We start from the raw sequence: 16466 nt of genomic DNA, 5'->3' as shown, positions 1-16466 counted from the left end.
GCAATGTTTACTAGTTTTGTTAATAGCAGCAAACAGGTGGGCATTGCCCATCAAAAGCATACTAGCGTGGCAAGGCTAAAATGTGGCATTATTTTTTTCTTGTGGGATGGGCATCTTGCCCGTCCGGTGCGGGCAGGATGCCCACACCACAAGAGTTATATTTATGCAATATTTTAGCCTTGCCATTCCAATACTACTAGCGTGTCTAGACTAAAATAGTGCATTAGCGAAAATCTGCATCGGCGTTTATCGGCGTTTATCGGCGGTTAATATGATCAAATCTATTGCCACATTTTAGCCTTGCCAGTCCACTACTAAGTAGAACTGATTAAATAAATCAAGGTTTGTAGTGAGGACTTTAGTCCGGGGAAAAGGACTAAAGTCCTTACTACGAACTCAATTGTGCGATCGCATCTTTTGAATTTGCCTCTAGTTTTTGACGCAATTCGCTACTTTTTCTTTTTTAGTAAACAATGTAGAAGTTTGGATGAATCCTTCTCCCCCAAATATAGAACTGCGTGCAAAGAAATAATCACTGAGTGGTTCATCAGCAGCAAGTAGTCTTCTAGTCCATGTAAATTCACCTTTAGAAGTCAACGCAATAAAGCGACTGGAATCAACTGTCTATCCAATTACAAGATTTTAATTCAAATTAGACGTAAAAGTATTATCCTTGCGACTTATGCAACTGGCACTTGGGGTAGGGTGCGTCAGATGTGGAAAATCCTTTAATATGTACAAAATTATTGGGTTTGACGCACCCTACTAGCGTGACCGGACTAAAATGCGGCAATAAATTTGCAAAAAATTGAACGCAGATAAACGCAGATGAATAGGATGTTAGATTGTTGGTTGATGCAAAAGTTTAGTCTTGCTACAATACTACAATTTCAGGTTTACTTTATAAAGTATCTCTAATAATAGAAAAAACTCTATAGCCTTCTCAAAATATCACCTATCTACTTGATTTATATCCTTTCACAAATTCACTAAAATCCCAAATTTTCGGGCTTTCTTTCCCAATAATTAAAGGTAGATTCCCATTCCATTTTTCTATAGCTTGTTTTTGCAGCAATTCAGATGTTAATCCATCACGTAACAACTCATAAGCTTGCGCCTCACCTTTAGCGATATTAACTTTAGCTTCAGCCTCTTTTGCTGCCTTCAAAGCAATAAATTCCGCCCGTTTCGCCTCTTGTTCCGCAATCTGTTTTGCTTCCACCGCTTCGCCAAATCTTTCGGAAAAATGCACATGAACTAAAGAAATATCATCTACAGCAATATGATAACTACCAAGCCTTGTAGATAATGCCACATCTACATTTGCTTTAACTTCGCCTCTCTTAGTAATAATTTCTTCCGCCGTATATTGAGCCATCACAGCCTTAAGCACTTCTTCCACTGCTGGGTTAATAATTCGCTCAACTACATTTGGTAAATTGCCAATTTGCTGAAAAATCAGATTCACCTCTTCGGGGATAATATGCCAATTAAGAGCTACATCAGCAAATACATCTTGTAAGTCCTTAGAAGATGCTTCCGCAGATATTTCTTGCTTTTGTACCCGCACACTTAATTTTTCCACAGTATTAACTACAGGAATAATTATGTGCAATCCTTCATCAAGAATTGGCTTTTGAACTTTGCCAAACTCCATCAATACACCCCGTTCCCCTGCATTGACAATGACAAAAGGTGTCAGAAATATAGTTATCAAACATAAAAGTGCAGTAAGTTTCCCAGCATTATTTAAAGTTTTACTTTTATTCATGGCTAGCTAGAGATTAGAGGCTAGTATTTGTAGGGCGCTACACTGCCCATCAATATGATACGGCGCTGCACTGCCCACCCTACGTAAGTATCAAAAATCAACTGTAAATTCTATATGTTTGATATAACCACGTAGGTTGTTCTGAAAATATAGGATTTCAGACATAATTTACCTTCACTAGACTCTAGCCCCTACTCCCTACCTTCCGTAATAGACCCTAGCATTACCAAATCCCATATTTCGCAGATAATTATTCCATTGTTCTGCTTGCGTCCGTTGAGCAAAAGGCCCGACTGCTACGTGTGGGCCTAGTGGTCTGCTTCTTTCCGCCACAAACCCATATCTACCGACAGCTGACCTAATTCTGTTAGCAATTACAGGAACCTCTTCTGCTTTTGCGGGAATGGTTACATAATATCTAGACCTGTCACTGCCATAATAGCCCTCACCTGGAGAATTTGGTATTCCGTCCCCATCACCAGAACCACCAATTCTGGCTCCATAAATCCCAGAGTATTCTAATTCTCTCACTCGCTGTTGGGCATTTGCCTGTCTAGAGAATACTCCTGCTTGGATGACAGAACGACCGTTATATCGCCGGATATAAGCACTAGGCTCAATACGTTTTACTGTTTGCAGCGTCTGGTAACTACTATTTTCAACATAGACAAAATAACGTTGAAAACTCTGTCCAGGTTGATAGGGTTGATAGTTCTGCTGCTCTTGGTTAAATTCTATTCCCTGTGACTGGGAGTTAGGAGGTGGTGGTAAAGTTTCAAATACTGCTTGAGTGAGTAAAACCCCCTCATTGTTCTTGATTTGTGCATACGCGGGAATAATACTAGCAACTAATGTTAACCAACTGCCAATTAACAACGGCGTTAGAGGTAGTGCAATATATTTACCAGTTATCCTATTGGGCATACTAGGAACAGAATTTATAGATGATTGAATGGAAGAAATGTTTATCTTTAGCTAGATTATCGCACCAAGGCACGAAACAAAATTTATCCTATCAATCAGCAACGCCGATAATAATTCTCTTTTAACTCTTTTGCTAGGTTGCCAATTTGATAAACTCCCAGCCAAATGCTTAACTAATAAGGCTTTGAGGAATATGTGCTACAATTGAGCAGTTAAAATTTACTAAATAGGTGGGTAGAAAGTAAAGCTGGATGAAGTTGGTGTAAATCCTGTTGGGAAATAGCCAGAATCTACAGTTTGGTTATCTGCTAAATGAAAAAAGTAAAATTATTATTTGGAAATTCCGCTTCGCGGTATCTTGTGCAAAATCCAGAACTATGAAAAAAGTTGTCGTCGGTCTCTCTGGTGGCGTTGACAGTTCCACAGCCGCCGCTATTCTCCATCATCAGGGCTATGAAGTAATTGGTTTGACTCTTTGGCTAATGAAAGGCAAAGGTCAATGTTGTTCTGAAGGGATGATCGACGCGGCTTATATTTGTGAACAGTTGGGCATTCCCCATGAAGTTGTGGATATGCGGGATGTGTTTCAAACTAATATTGTCGATTATCTAGTCACTGGTTATGGTGCGGGGATTACGCCGTTACCTTGCTCTCAGTGCAATAAAACGGTGAAGTTCGGCCCTATGGTAGAATATGCCCGTGAAAAGTTGGGGTGCGATCGCATCGCCACAGGTCATTATGCCCGCATCAGCTACGACAAAGCAACGGGACGTTACCAATTATTAAGGGCTGTTGACCGCAACAAAGACCAATCCTATTTCCTGTACGATTTGACTCAAGATTTACTTGCAGCCTCCCTATTTCCTCTAGGGGAAATGGAAAAGGCTGATACCCGTCGCATAGCCGCCGAACATGGGCTGAAAACCGCCGATAAGCCAGAAAGTCAAGACCTCTGCTTAGTTGAAAGTAACGGTTCCATGCGGGCTTTTCTGGATAAGTATATCACCCCCAAAAAAGGCGATATCGTCGATACTACAGGGAAAGTTTTGGGACAGCATGATGGTGTCCATCATTACACCATTGGTCAACGCAAAGGCTTGGGAATTGCGGCGGCTGAACCACTGTATGTGATTGCCTTGGATGCAGTTAATAATAAGGTAGTTGTAGGCGATCGCACCAAAGCAACTCAAGCAGAATGTACAGTTAGCCGCATCAATTGGGTTTCCATCGCCCAACCATCAACCCCCATTCGCGCCGCCGTGCAAATTCGCTATCGTTCTGCACCCGAACCCGTGACAGTCATTCCTCTGGAAAACTCCCGCGTCCGCTTAGTATTTGATGAACCCCAGTTCAGCATCACCCCCGGACAAGCGGCGGTCTGGTATGACGGCGATAAGGTTCTAGGCGGCGGAATTATTGACCAGTTTAGTTAAAATCAACGTAATTTTGGCTTAGTCCACCTTTTCCCCTCACGCTTGTTTTGAGGGGTATTTTTTTGACAGTTTAGACAAATATGCAGGAAAAACCAACTTCTGATCCCTTTCTGATACAACTTTTAGAAGGTTATAGCTTGGCAGAAGCGGCAGAAATTCAAAAATATATCAATGAGTGGGATGCTGGCACTTATATCAGTGTTTCTCAAAGTATTCTAGACCACGCTGCTAGAAAAAATATTGACCCATTAAAATATCTACGTAAAGCTCATAATTTTAATAAAAAAGGAGCTACTAGAGTCCCAAAAATAGGATATCGTGGAGATGTTTCGGCAGTATACCGTAAAGGCAATGAATATTTAATTGTCAGACCTGACCAATATGGTAATGAAAAGATAGTTACTTATGGAGTTAACGATGACTAAAGCAATTTTAAATGAATCAGAACTGACTCAAAAAAATATTACTCAATTACTATCACAGTTAAGTATTACTGAGCAAAATACTTACTATGAACGAGAAGAAATAATAAGTAAATTTCCTCCTAATGATGAAGAATTTTCCCTAATAGAAGAACTGGAACTATTAACAGTAAATTTTAGAGGCTATGCCCATCAAATTCAAGAAACAGGTCAAGTAGCTAATAAAAATCAGGTAATTGAGCAACTAAAATCAATGCAAGTTTTAAACATACCCCAGATTGCGAGATTTTTTTTTGATAACAATGGCAAGTATGAGCAGATGAAGAGTTATATTAGAATGCTAGATTACTTGCGGTTGCTAATGCTAGAATATTTGCAGTTTCAGAATAAGTCAAATTAGTAAGTAGTTAATAGCGTTTCCAACTCCTCCAACGCTTGCACAGTGCCAACTTGCCAAGCTCGGTCTATAGTATTGGGAATAATCTCTAGGAGTGGAATATTGGGAAATGTGGGACTATTATCTGATTTAATGTAAAATCCATCATGGAATAAATAGATAGTCAGCTTGTCATTATAAACCCAGAGTTCGGGAGTGGCGATCGCCACATAAGCATCAAGAGTTGTTTGAGATGTTACATCTATTTCAATCGCCAAATCTGGGGGAGGATCACCCGCTTGTATTCTCCGCCGACCAATCATTCTCTGATAGTTTTGGATATAAAAGCAAGCATCCGGTTCTACCCCGGCGATATTTTCTTGCTTAAATGTCGTTGAACCAAAAGGTTCGTATTTTCTGCCTGTTTTTTTGAGTAAGATTTTGACAATATCAGAAATTATATCTTTCGGCTTTTCATGTTCAGGTAAGGGAACCATGATTTCTAACGTAGAATTACTGTAAGCCACCCGTAGCGATCGCTTTTCTCCCAATTCTTGCAAAATAGACTCAAACTCATCCCAACTTACGCCCTCAATAGTTACTCTACTACCAGGCGCTAGACGCATTTGACTAATAGGTTTAACAACAGGGGATACAGCAGTCATAAATAATTTAAAATTTCCGACTGAAATTTCAGGACGCTTTAGTTTTAGCCTAACCCATGACAGAATTATCCAGCTAATCTCCAGGTTGATTAAACACCTCTAAAATGTGCCGACAAACTTGTTTAAGCTGATTACCAATTTGAGGAGAAGGTACAGACTCACCGACAAAACTCCAATTTTCCACAGTAGACAGTCGCCACACCTCACCACGATGGTCAAAACCAGCCACCTCCAAACCGATCGCTCGACGCAATTTTGTCACCGGATCTTGGTAAAATCGGATTTGAATTAACACGCTGCGACTACGCCAAGATTTGCTGACACCAGGGAAATGAAAACCAATATCAATAGAATCAGGATCAACTAACTCCCTAGTTTCTGGATCATTATTCCAAGGTTTCAAATCTGATTTAGCATCAGGAAACTCAAACTTAAATAAATTTACTGCTGTAGCAATCTTGCTGGCGAGTTCAAGGTTGGTTGCTTGTTCAGATGCGTTCACTAAAAAAACACTCCCTTATTTTGTCAGTGTAGGTGAAGGTAACAACAAAAAACCGCCAGAAGGCTTATCATATTGGTGTTTTAGCTTATCAATACTCCAGAAATTTAGCAACTCAATATCATGCTTTCCTCATAATGAGGATGAGGTATATTCAGTAACAACTGTTCGTTTTCACTGGAAACAGTATATTAAATCATATTGGGTAATTATACTCAAAAAAAGCTGTGACTGCATCCTCAGCAGGAAATACCAACTCAGCATATCTAAAAATTTTTCACAAAATCATTTCCTAGTGGGAACGATAAATTACCGTTGCGATCTAAAATTACACTGTGAATAGGCAAAACGAAACCAACCAATTTCAGTGTATGGCGCGTCAACGCTCAATTTTCTCATTAATACTGGTATTATTAGCAACTTTCCTCATTAGTTGTGGTAGCCCTACTACCGCATCTGCACCCCCAACCTACACAACTGCACAACTTGAAAGAATTCAAGGATACGCACCAGATATTCAGGCTGTGCGCGATCGCGCGGACGAACTGAAAAAACTGATCCAAACAAAAGAATGGATCAATGTAGGTAATTTTATTCATGGCCCCATTGCGGAAGCAAGGTTAACCATGACATATATCACACCCAACCTCCTACCCAAAGACCAACCCACAGCCCGGCAAATCACTAAAGATTTGCTGAACCATTTGGTAAAAATCGATCAGGCCGCTAGTGCTGGTAATTCTCAACTTGCCTTGAATAACTATCAAGCTGCATTTGCAGATATTGATAAGTTCCTACAACTGCTACCTGACACCAGCAGCCAGTCAGAAGCGGGTTAGACAGGAGAGAATAGGAGATGAGGATAAAGGGTAAAGGGTAAAGGGTAAAGGCTTTTCCCTTTCCCCCTTCACCTTTCACCTTTTACCCTCTTGTTTCCCACTCCCCCTACTCTCTTCACAAGCAACACACATGAACGTAGCGATCATCGGTTGTGGCGTAGTTGGGGCGGCGATCGCCTATGAACTGTGCCAAGTACCTGGACTCAAAATCACCGTTTTTGATAAACAACCACCCGCGCAGGCTTCCACAGGCGCAGCGCTGGGTGTTTTAGTAGGCATCATCAGCCAAAAAGTCAAGGGCAAAGCTTGGCAGATGCGGCAAACAAGCATTCAACGCTATGAAACCTTGATTCCTGAACTCGAAGCCATCACAGGACGTAAAATCCCTTTCAACCGTCAAGGCATTCTCAGTCTGTGCTTGGAGGGAGAAAACACCCAAGACTGGGAAAAATTAGCAGCCATTCGTCACTCTCAAGGTTGGCAATTAGAAATTTGGGATACCACCAAGCTTAAACATATCTGTCCCCAAGTCAATAATCCGCAAATTACAGGCGCAGTCTACTCTCCACAAGACCGGCAACTAGACCCCACCGCCTTAACATTAGCCTTAATTGAGGCTTCCCAACACAATGGGGTAACGTTTAAATTCGGCGTAACTGTGTTAGGTGTTACCACTATAGAAGGTAACAAATGTACAACCGTGGAAACGACAGAGGGAAAAATCAGCGCCGACTGGATTATCATATCGGCAGGGTTAGGTTCTACACCCATCACAGCACAACTCAACCAAACAGTAGATATTCGCCCTGTCCTGGGACAAGCTTTACAAGTGCGCTTAGGACATCCATTAGGAAATCCCGACTTTCAACCAGCAATTACAGGTAACGACGTGCATATCGTCCCAGTAGGTGCGGGAGACTATTGGATAGGTGCAACAGTAGAATTTCCCACAGACGGTAATGAAATTCCCCCTAATCAAGAATTACTAGCATCAGTCAGACAACAAGCAATTTCCTTCTGTCCAGAATTAGCCACAGCCGAAATTCTCCGTACTTGGTCAGGCTTACGCCCTCGCCCTGAAGGTCGCCCCGCACCAATAATTGAGGAATTACCAGGGTTTAGTAACGTCCTGTTAGCAACAGGACATTATCGCAACGGCGTTTTACTCGCACCCGCAACTGCTCAGGCAATTCGTGAGAAGATTTTTAAATAGGGACTGGGGAATGGGGACTGGGGACTGGGGGGAGATGGTGGAGAAAAACGAATGACTATGGACTGTGGACTGTTGACTATGGACTGTTGACTATGGACTGTTGACAAATGACCAATGACAATTAGGAAAAATCGTGTCAATAACAGAAAATAAAATAACAATAAATTCTTTAGAGTGGTTTTATCGGGAATCTGCACCCATTGGTAGGACTGACTTATTGCCTGTATTGTTACTGCATGGCATACCGTCACAAAGTTACATTTGGCGCAATATTCTACCAGCATTAGGTAGCCAGGGAACAAGAGCGATCGCACCAGATTGGATCGGTTCGGGCTTTTCAGCCAAGCCGGAAAAACAAGACTTTGCCTACACCACCCAAGCATACATCACAGCATTAGCCCAGTTTATTCAAGCTTTAGAACTTGAACGTTTTTCTCTGGTTGTACAGGGGTTTCTTGGGTCTGTCGGTCTACAATACGCCCTAAAATACCCCGAACAAATTGCCAACATAGCCATTTTAAATGCGCCCATCTCCACGGCTGCTAAATTACCGTGGAAACTGCAACAAATGGGTTTACCATTCGTTGGTGACATGATGACACAAGACCCATTATTAATCGATCGCACTTTAGAAGGTGGTAGTCGTTACCGTATCGAAGATAAAGACCTAGATATTTATCGTCAACCCTTCTTGAAAACCTCTGCTGTAGGAAGGGCGCTTTTAGCCACAATTCGCAATTTGCAACTCCCCGCAGCCATGACAGAAATTGAGTCAGGTTTTCAACAATGGCAACAACCAATTTTAATTCAATGGGGCATGATTGACCCTTGGTTGCCTGTAGAAGTAGCCCAAAAGTTTGCCGATACCGTCCCCAATGCCGAATTAATCAAACTCAATAACGTCGGTCACTACCCCCAAGAACACTACCACAAAACAATCCTAGAAGACCTTTTGCCCTTCGTGCGTCGTGCTAACAGTTGACAGTTATCAGTTATCAGTTATCAGTTATCAGTTATCAGCTTATTTCCACTGTCAACTGTCAACTGTCAACTGTCAACTGTCCTCATGATGACAACAGCGATCGCCAACTTCCGGTACAGGATCATAACCGCCTGGATGGAAGGGATGACAGCGCAAAATGCGGCGAATAGCCATCCAGCCACCACGGAAAGCGCCAAATCTTTCAATAGCTTGGATGGCGTACATTGAACAAGTGGGTTGAAAGCGACAAGTTGGGGGAAACAGTGGTGAAATAAACATTCTGTATCCCTTAATTAACCAAATAAATATTTGCTTCATGAGCGTCACCCAAATCTTATAAATTGTAAGAAAGGTCAAAACTGTCTATCTTGTATTATCTTTGTTAACTCTAGTCCCTGAATTAACCTCAAATCCGCCTTTGTGGCTGCAAATTACCATTGTTGCAGCTTGGGTATTTTTCATTCTAGCGATCGCTGGATTAGTAAATCGCTTTGCTACCAGCGACTCGGAAATCTTGCGGAAAATAGTCCATATCGGCGCAGGTCATGTTATTCTACTGGCTTGGTGGTTAGATATTCCTGCCCGCGTGGGTATTGGCGCTTCCATTATTGCCAGTATAGTCACTCTGTTATCCTATATCTTGCCTATTCTCCCCGGTATCAATAGCGTAGGACGACAAAGCTTAGGCACATTCTTTTATGCTGTCAGTGTCGGCGTTTTAGTTGCTTGGTTTTGGCACATACAACAGCCCCAGTATGCAGCGATCGGTATGATGGTAATGGCCTGGGGCGATGGATTAGCAGCCTTGATTGGACAGCGCTTTGGTAAACATAAGTATACGCTGCTAGGTTCGCAAAAAAGCTGGGAAGGCTCCTTAACGATGGCTGCGGCAAGTTATCTGGTGTGTAGTTTAATTTTACTTGGCGTAATAGGCAACGTTTGGCAAACCTGGACAGTATCCCTAGCAGTTGCTGTCGTCGCCACTAGCTTAGAAGCTGTTTCTTTCTTAGGCGTGGATAACTTGACCGTTCCTTTAGGTAGTGCTGCGATCGCCTATGCACTAATTCAGTTCTGGTTACTTTAATAGGACTTACGCATAAAAACGAAAAATCAAGGGTTTGGGCAAGGGTGTAGGGGTGTAAATCTTTAAAACCCTTACACCCTTACACCCTTACCCCCCTACACCCTGTCTCAACAGATAACCTTGGTGCGTAAGTCCTGTTTAAAAAGGGAGTGGTGAATGGAGGAAATAAGGGAGAAACCCACCCCTAGCCCCTCCCAGGAGGGGAAAAGGGAGATGAGGGAGATGAGGAAGTCACAGTAGCAGGGGGAGCAGGGGAGAACAAATGTCAACTGTCACCTGTCACCTGTCACCTGTCACCTCCCCCTCAATTCCAGAATTTTTTTTTCAAAACACTTGACATTACCCATATACAGCCTGTTATATTAATAGAGTCGAAAGCTTTGGGGCGTCGCCAAGCGGTAAGGCATCGGGTTTTGGTCCCGACATCCCTAGGTTCGAATCCTAGCGCCCCAGTTAATTACGAAATAAAATTACCCTATAATTCAAGATAATTATCATCCACTTATAGAGAAGGGATAGTGATAAGATACAAATGTTATTGTTATTATCGCCCATGAATTTCTTCAAGTGAATATAATAGGGTTTTTTGGTGAATACTAATTTCGCATTCCCAAGTAAAAACGCACAAAACTGGTCTTTGGAAGCACAGTAAATTATTTATCTGGTGATTTTAGAGCTTGATCCAATATTTGCCTAGCCTGTTCGGCTTTAGCTCGTGCTTCTTGGTAGCGGAGATTTGCTTGAGCGAAATTTTTGAGAACTTTAAACCCTTCCTTAAGACGAGTAATTTCTTCTTCTGTTACCGAGTCATCGGAAAAAAGAACATCAACAGCTTGGCGAATTTCCAAGGCTTCGGTACGTGATTCCTGTACTTTTAACTTAAGTGTAGCCAGGTTGCTGAGAACTTGGACAGCTTGTGTAATTGCATCTTCACCACTAGCAGCATCAGCAGATGGCTCTTTAACTTCAATCAATTGTTGAGGGCCGAATCCTTCTTCAAGTTCCGTAGGTAGCTTACCAGCATCAATCAGTTCCACCAACTGATCCATCGCTTTATCGCGAGCTTTGGCTGAATCTTTCCCAGGAACGGTAAGAATAATTTCTGGGCTTTGAGCTAGTGTGTACTGAACCATATACTGATTAACCAGGCCTAATAAGCATATTTTAACAGTGAACTACCCCAACTTACCGAGTACGGTTGAAGTTGGGGCTTCTGTAATCACGGGGGAGTGCCTAAACTTAGACTTTCGCCCAAGAATAGGACTTACCTCTCCTCCTACAGCAGAGACGGCTGAACCTTCCGCCTTTATCATTCTGATTCCTTCTGCTCTAATGTTCTGCGCGGCGTTCGCGTCACGATCATGATGAGTACTGCAATGAGGACAAGTCCATTCACGGACATCTAATGGCATCTCACCTATTTGATAAAAACAATTAGAACAGAGTTTAGAACTAGGGAACCACCTATCAATCTCAAGCAACTTTCCACCTCTGCGTTCTAGCTTATAGGCTAAAAAATTAGTGAATGTTCCCCACCCTACATCAGATATTGATTTCGCCAATTTGTGGTTACGAAGCATGCCTTTGACATGAAGATTCTCTACTATGACCGCTTGGCTATCGCTCGTCAACTTATAACTAAGTTTATGTAGAAAATCCTGCCGCGAATTACTAACTCGCTCGTACACCTTGGCAACAACTTTTCTATATCTATTTCTCGAATTACTCCCTTTTACTTTACGCGCTAATTTCTTTTGCTTACGTTTGAGATTTTTCTCATGTTTGGCAAGGTGTTTAGGATTATCGTATTTGGAAACCTTTTCGCCATCAGTGACGACAGCAAAGTGTTTCAAACCTAGATCAATCCCATATATTTTCCCTTCTGAAATAACCGGATTTTCACCATCTACCTCAGTCAAAATGGATGCAAGGTACTTACCTGATGGCGTTTTGCTTACAGTAACAGTTTTGATTTTCCCCTCAATAGGTCTGTGTATTTTGGCTTTGACTATCCCGATATTGCCTGGGAGTTTGACATTACCATCTACAATTTTGACGTTTTGAGGGTACTGAATTGACTGTTTGCCATGCTTGGATTTGAACTTAGGAAAAAGGGCGCGTTTCTCAAAAAAGTTCTTATACGCCGTAGTTAGATTGAGTGTTGTAGCCTGTAAAACTTGGCTGTAACAATCAGATAGCCATATTGTCTCTTCAGCTTTTTTGAGTGCAGGAAGAAATGCGTTGAGTGCAGCACGGCCAAGTCCTTTACCCGTCTCTTTATAAGTCTCGATTGACTTATCTAGGGCATAATTCCACCACCATCTAGCACACCCAAAAGTTTGCGCTAGTTGTATTTCTTGCTCAAAGGACGGATATAAACGGACTTGTACAACCTTGTGTAACACTCAGCATCACCTCCTTGAACTGCTTACTCTACCATAAATATATATTGTGGTAAAGTTATAAAATAAATTATTAACTACAGCCTCCAGCCTCTGTCAACTGACAAATAACTATACTTAAGTATAGGCGAGAAGTTTTAACAGGAGGGGAGAGCAATGACTCCCAACCCCACAATTATGCAGGCTGTGGAAAAACTGGGCTACCGCGTTACTGTTGGTGATGTGGCTACTCAGTCGGGATTAAATCTAGCAGAGGCTGGTCAAGGGTTGTTAGCTCTAGCCAGTGATGCGGGTGGACATTTGCAAGTAGCAGAAACGGGTGATATTGTTTATCTGTTTCCGCGAAATTTTCGTGATGTTTTAAGAAATAAATACCTAAAATTAAGATTACAAGAAGCTTGGCAGAAGATATGGCGGATTTTGTTTTACCTAATTCGCATCTCATTTGCAATTTTTCTGATTGCTTCCATCTTTTTGATTACTATTGCCATAATTCTCATCATCACGGCGATGAACGCAAGTAGTAATAATGACGATCGCCACAATAATTATGGTGGTAGTTGGGGCTTTTTCTACTTCCCGGATTTATTTTGGTACTTCAGCCCCAATTATGGTTATTATTCACCAGAACGACGTAGTAGAGGGGAAAGCAGTGACCTGAATTTCTTTGAAGCTGTATTTTCTTTTTTGTTTGGTGATGGTAATCCTAACGCCAATTTAGAGGAACGTCGTTGGCAAGAAATTGCTACTATAATTCGCGCTAATCGCGGTGCAGTCGTAGGAGAACAAATTGCCCCATACTTGGATGATATAGGTGAAGTTTATCAGCAAGAGTACGAAGATTATATGTTGCCTGTGCTGTTGCGCTTCAATGGGCAACCAAGCGTCAGTCCTGAAGGACAAATTGTCTATTACTTCCCAGAGTTACAGATAAGAGCAAGTAAAAAACAACAGCAACAAGTCTCAGTTTATTTAGAAGAATTTCCCTGGCGTTTTAGTGCTGCTAGTTCTGGGCAAGTTATGCTGAGTGCAGGGTTGGGGATAGCCAATTTAGTTGGTGCTGTAATCTTGGGGAATTTATTGGCGGGGGGTACAGTTGCGGCTAAGTTAGGAGGGTTTGTCGCTTTTGTACAAGGAATTTATTGGGTATTGTTGGCTTATGGAATCGGTTTTTTAGGCGTTCCTTTGGTACGTTATTTTTGGATCAAGTGGCGTAATCGGAAAATTGCAGCACGTAACCGCGATCGCCAAACTCGCGCCAGAATATTAGCCAGTCCCGATGCAGCCCTACATCAAAAAATTGTCTACGCCAGTCAATTTGCCCAAGAGAAAGTCATCAGCAATGAAGACTTAGTATATTCTACCGAAACCGACCTCCTCGACCAAGAAGTTGAGCGATCGGCACAAATTGAGGCGGAATGGCAGAGGAGGTTGGGGAGTAGGGAGTAGGGGAGATGAGGGAGATGAGGGAGATGAGGGAGATGAGGGAGCAGGGGAGATGAGGGAGCAGGGGAGATAGTCTTTTCCCTTTCCCCTTTCCCCCCTTCCCCCTTCCCCCTTCCCCCTTTCCCCCTTCCCCCTTCCCCTTTCCCCCTTCCCCTTTCCCCAATCACTTCGCCTTAATGGGTGTGAGGGAGACACCACGATAATAATGTCCTAGTATTTGCAGGTAGTTAGCGCCGCGTAAAGCTAAATTATAAGCGCCCCATTGGCTCATGCCTAAGCCATGACCAAAACCTGCGCCTTGCAGAGTAAAGCTACCATCTGCGCCTCTAGAGACGTTAAAGCGAGTGCTTCTCAGTCTCAGGGCTGTACGTACTTCTTCGCCCCGCAGGACTTTTGTACCTCTATCACCCACAACTCTTAAAGCTTTCACACTGCGGAATGGTGAGAAAGATTCGGGAACTATATCCTTGACATTACCTACACCAGAAATTCTGGCGCTGATTTCTGCTGGGGTGAAAGTTTTTTGCCAACTACATTCCTTAACATTTTGGTCGTAGTCTTGAACAGCACGGAGATAAGGCAGAGAATTACTCCAAACATCTTCTACGTTTTCCGTGTGTCCACCAGAACAAGCATGAAAGACCGAAAGAATGAGATTATTGTTATAAGTTAATACTTGCCCGGCTGTAGCATCAACGGCGGCATAAGTTTTAGAAGATTCGCTACTGACTCCTTTATAAATCTGCCAACGATCTGGGGTATCACCTAAATCGTAAACTGGGTTATTGCGCTGTTGTTCTCGCTTGTATAGGGCATAGGTACGGGCGGCGATCGCTTGCGCTTTTAGGGCTTCCTCTGGCCAGTTAGAACTCATTTCTCCACCGACTACACTGTAGAGATATTCTTCTAAATCTACCCAGTTAACCACATCTATACCACTTTGAGTGGGAACTACTAGAGTTCTGCCACGAAACCAGCGATCGCCAATATAAACATATCCTTTACCTGATGGTTCAATCCAAAATAAACCAGACTGCCATTTATCTAAAGCCACCCCCCCTGGAACAGCTTGTGCGTAAAAGGCACTCATCGCTGGCAATTGTCCCAAAGTACGCCCCGTACTATCTTTGACAATTGCCGTTGTAGAACTCCCAACTTTAGCCTGATTAACGCCCCTCTCAATTGCCACGCGCAGGATGACAGAGGCTTGAGCTGGGGCAACCAAAGCGATCCACAATAAGATACCTAGCCACCAATGACGGACTTTAATCTGGGATAATAAAGAGCCTAACAACAGTTGAAATTTCATGCTGATTATCTAGTCCTAGTATCTGTTTCCAGCTCTGGACTATTAAGTCCACAACTCAAGATAAGACACCTCTGTTAAGTTAGAGGTTGCTACTTCCTAACAATTATGCAACGTGTTTTGAGGATTGGGGAAAGGGGAAAGGGGAAAGGGGAAAGGGGAAAGGGGACTATGGACTGTTGACTATGGACTGTTGACTATGGACTGTTGACTATGGACTGTTGACTATGGACTGTTGACTATGGACTGTTGACTATGGACTGTTGACTATGGACTATGGACTAATGACTAATGACTTTGACCATAGGCAACTCGGAGACTTTGCACGAGAATAATCAAGGATGCGATCGCCATCAATCCACCCCAAAACCAATAAGGTAATAATAAATATCTTTGCATCTGGGCTGTATCCGATAATCCCAAGCCGCCAGCCGTATAACTAAATAAATAATCTAATTGATGGTAGGTACTGACGCAGGCTTGTACACCCAAAAATTGAATAGCAAATCCCTGTATCCATCGGCTAGCTTTGAGAGCAATTAAAAGGATAATTAAACCTAACAGGGGAATAGCCACCAATCCAAATAAGGAACGTACCCAAATTAATGTAGAAATTAGTAAAAAACTCCCCAAGATTTTCAGACTGAGGGAGGCGGCGGTGAAACTACGGGAGGCTAAAATCAAAGCCGCACCAGCAAGCGGCGGCCCCATCGGCCCGGCGGCGGCGACTAACCCATGTCCGATAGGGCCTAATGATGTCCTAATGGCATAACTTGCTACACCTGAACCATTACTAAAAATTTGTAATTTCTGAAATTGACCACCTAAAACCAATGCCATTAAGCCGTGACCCATTTCATGAAACCAAGTAGCAAGGATAGTAAAGGGGTATAAAATATAATCACCACCTGGAATCTGCCATAGTAGGGCTGTAGCGATCGCAGCTCCGACCAACCAAGTTAACCCCATACGCTCCACTTCTGGCGGGGCTTCCCGGTGAAGCAAGGTGTCAAAATCATTCCCTGGCTGACTCATAGTTATCAATTAAAAATTAAAAATTCCAGACATTTTGACTACAGCAGGCTATGCCGTAATTATTTCTAT

At 42.5% G+C, this 16466-nt stretch carries 18 protein-coding genes and 1 tRNA gene; 10 read left to right on the top strand and 9 right to left on the bottom strand.

Going from position 1 to position 16466, the window contains the following annotated elements; translation table 11 throughout:
- Positions 1 to 3 precede the first annotated feature (3 nt).
- On the top strand, positions 4 to 177 hold the full coding sequence (locus H6G83_RS24400) for a hypothetical protein (protein WP_190476721.1): 174 nt from the start codon (positions 4 to 6) through the stop codon (positions 175 to 177).
- Positions 178 to 955: 778 nt separating this feature from the next.
- On the opposite strand, the gene H6G83_RS24395 is transcribed toward H6G83_RS24400, so the two are convergent.
- Together H6G83_RS24395 and H6G83_RS24390 are read right to left on the bottom strand one after the other, a co-directional pair.
- A complete protein-coding gene (locus tag H6G83_RS24395; protein WP_190476720.1) occupies positions 956 to 1771 on the bottom strand; it encodes a prohibitin family protein in 816 nt (271 codons plus the stop codon).
- Between the two features lie 198 nt (positions 1772 to 1969).
- Positions 1970 to 2695 carry a hypothetical protein gene (locus H6G83_RS24390; protein ID WP_190476718.1) on the bottom strand — a complete coding sequence of 242 codons (726 nt, stop codon included), beginning with the start codon at positions 2693 to 2695 and terminating at the stop codon, positions 1970 to 1972.
- 377 nt (positions 2696 to 3072) lie between these two features.
- Here H6G83_RS24390 and mnmA point away from each other — a divergent pair, with 377 nt between their 5' ends.
- From mnmA to H6G83_RS24375, 3 genes are all read left to right on the top strand, one after another.
- A complete protein-coding gene (gene mnmA / locus H6G83_RS24385; protein WP_190476716.1) occupies positions 3073 to 4128 on the top strand; it encodes a tRNA 2-thiouridine(34) synthase MnmA in 1056 nt (351 codons plus the stop codon).
- Between the two features lie 80 nt (positions 4129 to 4208).
- Complete coding sequence (locus H6G83_RS24380) at positions 4209 to 4553, top strand: hypothetical protein (protein ID WP_190476714.1); 345 nt, start codon at positions 4209 to 4211, stop codon at positions 4551 to 4553.
- A complete protein-coding gene (locus tag H6G83_RS24375; protein WP_190476712.1) occupies positions 4546 to 4950 on the top strand; it encodes a hypothetical protein in 405 nt (134 codons plus the stop codon). The genes H6G83_RS24380 and H6G83_RS24375 overlap by 8 nt, the downstream gene beginning before the upstream one ends.
- Here the strand turns inward: H6G83_RS24375 and H6G83_RS24370 are convergent.
- Complete coding sequence (locus H6G83_RS24370) at positions 4947 to 5591, bottom strand: Uma2 family endonuclease (RefSeq protein ID WP_190476710.1); 645 nt, start codon at positions 5589 to 5591, stop codon at positions 4947 to 4949. The genes H6G83_RS24375 and H6G83_RS24370 overlap by 4 nt on opposite strands.
- A gap of 73 nt (positions 5592 to 5664) precedes the next feature.
- Positions 5665 to 6093, bottom strand: a complete 429-nt coding sequence (locus tag H6G83_RS24365) for a hypothetical protein (protein WP_190476708.1) — start codon at positions 6091 to 6093, stop codon at positions 5665 to 5667.
- A 332-nt stretch (positions 6094 to 6425) separates the two neighbouring features.
- Between H6G83_RS24365 and psbQ the strand changes: the two genes are divergently transcribed.
- From psbQ to H6G83_RS24350, 3 genes are all read left to right on the top strand, one after another.
- Complete coding sequence (gene psbQ, locus H6G83_RS24360) at positions 6426 to 6929, top strand: photosystem II protein PsbQ (protein ID WP_390822705.1); 504 nt, start codon at positions 6426 to 6428, stop codon at positions 6927 to 6929.
- Positions 6930 to 7059: 130 nt separating this feature from the next.
- Positions 7060 to 8142 (top strand): NAD(P)/FAD-dependent oxidoreductase, encoded by a 1083-nt coding sequence (locus H6G83_RS24355; RefSeq protein ID WP_190476706.1) that lies wholly within the window; start codon positions 7060 to 7062, stop codon positions 8140 to 8142.
- 133 nt (positions 8143 to 8275) lie between these two features.
- A complete protein-coding gene (locus tag H6G83_RS24350; protein ID WP_190476704.1) occupies positions 8276 to 9124 on the top strand; it encodes an alpha/beta fold hydrolase in 849 nt (282 codons plus the stop codon).
- 72 nt (positions 9125 to 9196) lie between these two features.
- Here H6G83_RS24350 and yidD read toward each other — a convergent pair whose 3' ends face one another.
- On the bottom strand, positions 9197 to 9442 hold the full coding sequence (yidD, locus tag H6G83_RS24345; RefSeq protein WP_190476702.1) for a membrane protein insertion efficiency factor YidD: 246 nt from the start codon (positions 9440 to 9442) through the stop codon (positions 9197 to 9199).
- Between the two features lie 61 nt (positions 9443 to 9503).
- On the opposite strand from yidD, the gene H6G83_RS24340 reads away from it, so the two are divergent.
- Positions 9504 to 10208, top strand: coding sequence for a diacylglycerol/polyprenol kinase family protein (locus tag H6G83_RS24340; protein WP_190476700.1), 705 nt, complete (start codon positions 9504 to 9506; stop codon positions 10206 to 10208).
- 381 nt (positions 10209 to 10589) lie between these two features.
- Positions 10590 to 10661, top strand: a tRNA-Gln gene (locus tag H6G83_RS24335).
- A gap of 200 nt (positions 10662 to 10861) precedes the next feature.
- Here H6G83_RS24335 and H6G83_RS24330 read toward each other — a convergent pair.
- Together H6G83_RS24330 and H6G83_RS24325 are read right to left on the bottom strand one after the other, a co-directional pair.
- Positions 10862 to 11341 (bottom strand): hypothetical protein, encoded by a 480-nt coding sequence (locus H6G83_RS24330; RefSeq protein WP_190476699.1) that lies wholly within the window; start codon positions 11339 to 11341, stop codon positions 10862 to 10864.
- Positions 11342 to 11383: 42 nt separating this feature from the next.
- Complete coding sequence (locus H6G83_RS24325; RefSeq protein ID WP_190476697.1) at positions 11384 to 12613, bottom strand: RNA-guided endonuclease InsQ/TnpB family protein; 1230 nt, start codon at positions 12611 to 12613, stop codon at positions 11384 to 11386.
- Between the two features lie 153 nt (positions 12614 to 12766).
- Here H6G83_RS24325 and H6G83_RS24320 point away from each other — a divergent pair, with 153 nt between their 5' ends.
- Positions 12767 to 14059 (top strand): hypothetical protein, encoded by a 1293-nt coding sequence (locus tag H6G83_RS24320; protein ID WP_190476695.1) that lies wholly within the window; start codon positions 12767 to 12769, stop codon positions 14057 to 14059.
- A gap of 160 nt (positions 14060 to 14219) precedes the next feature.
- Here H6G83_RS24320 and H6G83_RS24315 read toward each other — a convergent pair whose 3' ends face one another.
- Together H6G83_RS24315 and H6G83_RS24310 are read right to left on the bottom strand one after the other, a co-directional pair.
- Positions 14220 to 15365 carry a SpoIID/LytB domain-containing protein gene (locus tag H6G83_RS24315; RefSeq protein WP_190476693.1) on the bottom strand — a complete coding sequence of 382 codons (1146 nt, stop codon included), beginning with the start codon at positions 15363 to 15365 and terminating at the stop codon, positions 14220 to 14222.
- Positions 15366 to 15650: 285 nt separating this feature from the next.
- The gene (locus tag H6G83_RS24310) at positions 15651 to 16397 is read right to left on the bottom strand and encodes a M50 family metallopeptidase (RefSeq protein WP_190476691.1); all 747 of its coding nucleotides are present in this window, start codon (positions 16395 to 16397) and stop codon (positions 15651 to 15653) included.
- Positions 16398 to 16466: the final 69 nt, after the last annotated feature.

The organism is Anabaena azotica FACHB-119 (assembly GCF_014697625.1).
Taxonomy (GTDB): Bacteria; Cyanobacteriota; Cyanobacteriia; order Cyanobacteriales; family Nostocaceae; genus Trichormus; species Trichormus azoticus_A.
This window is presented reverse-complemented; position numbering and strand designations above follow the sequence as displayed.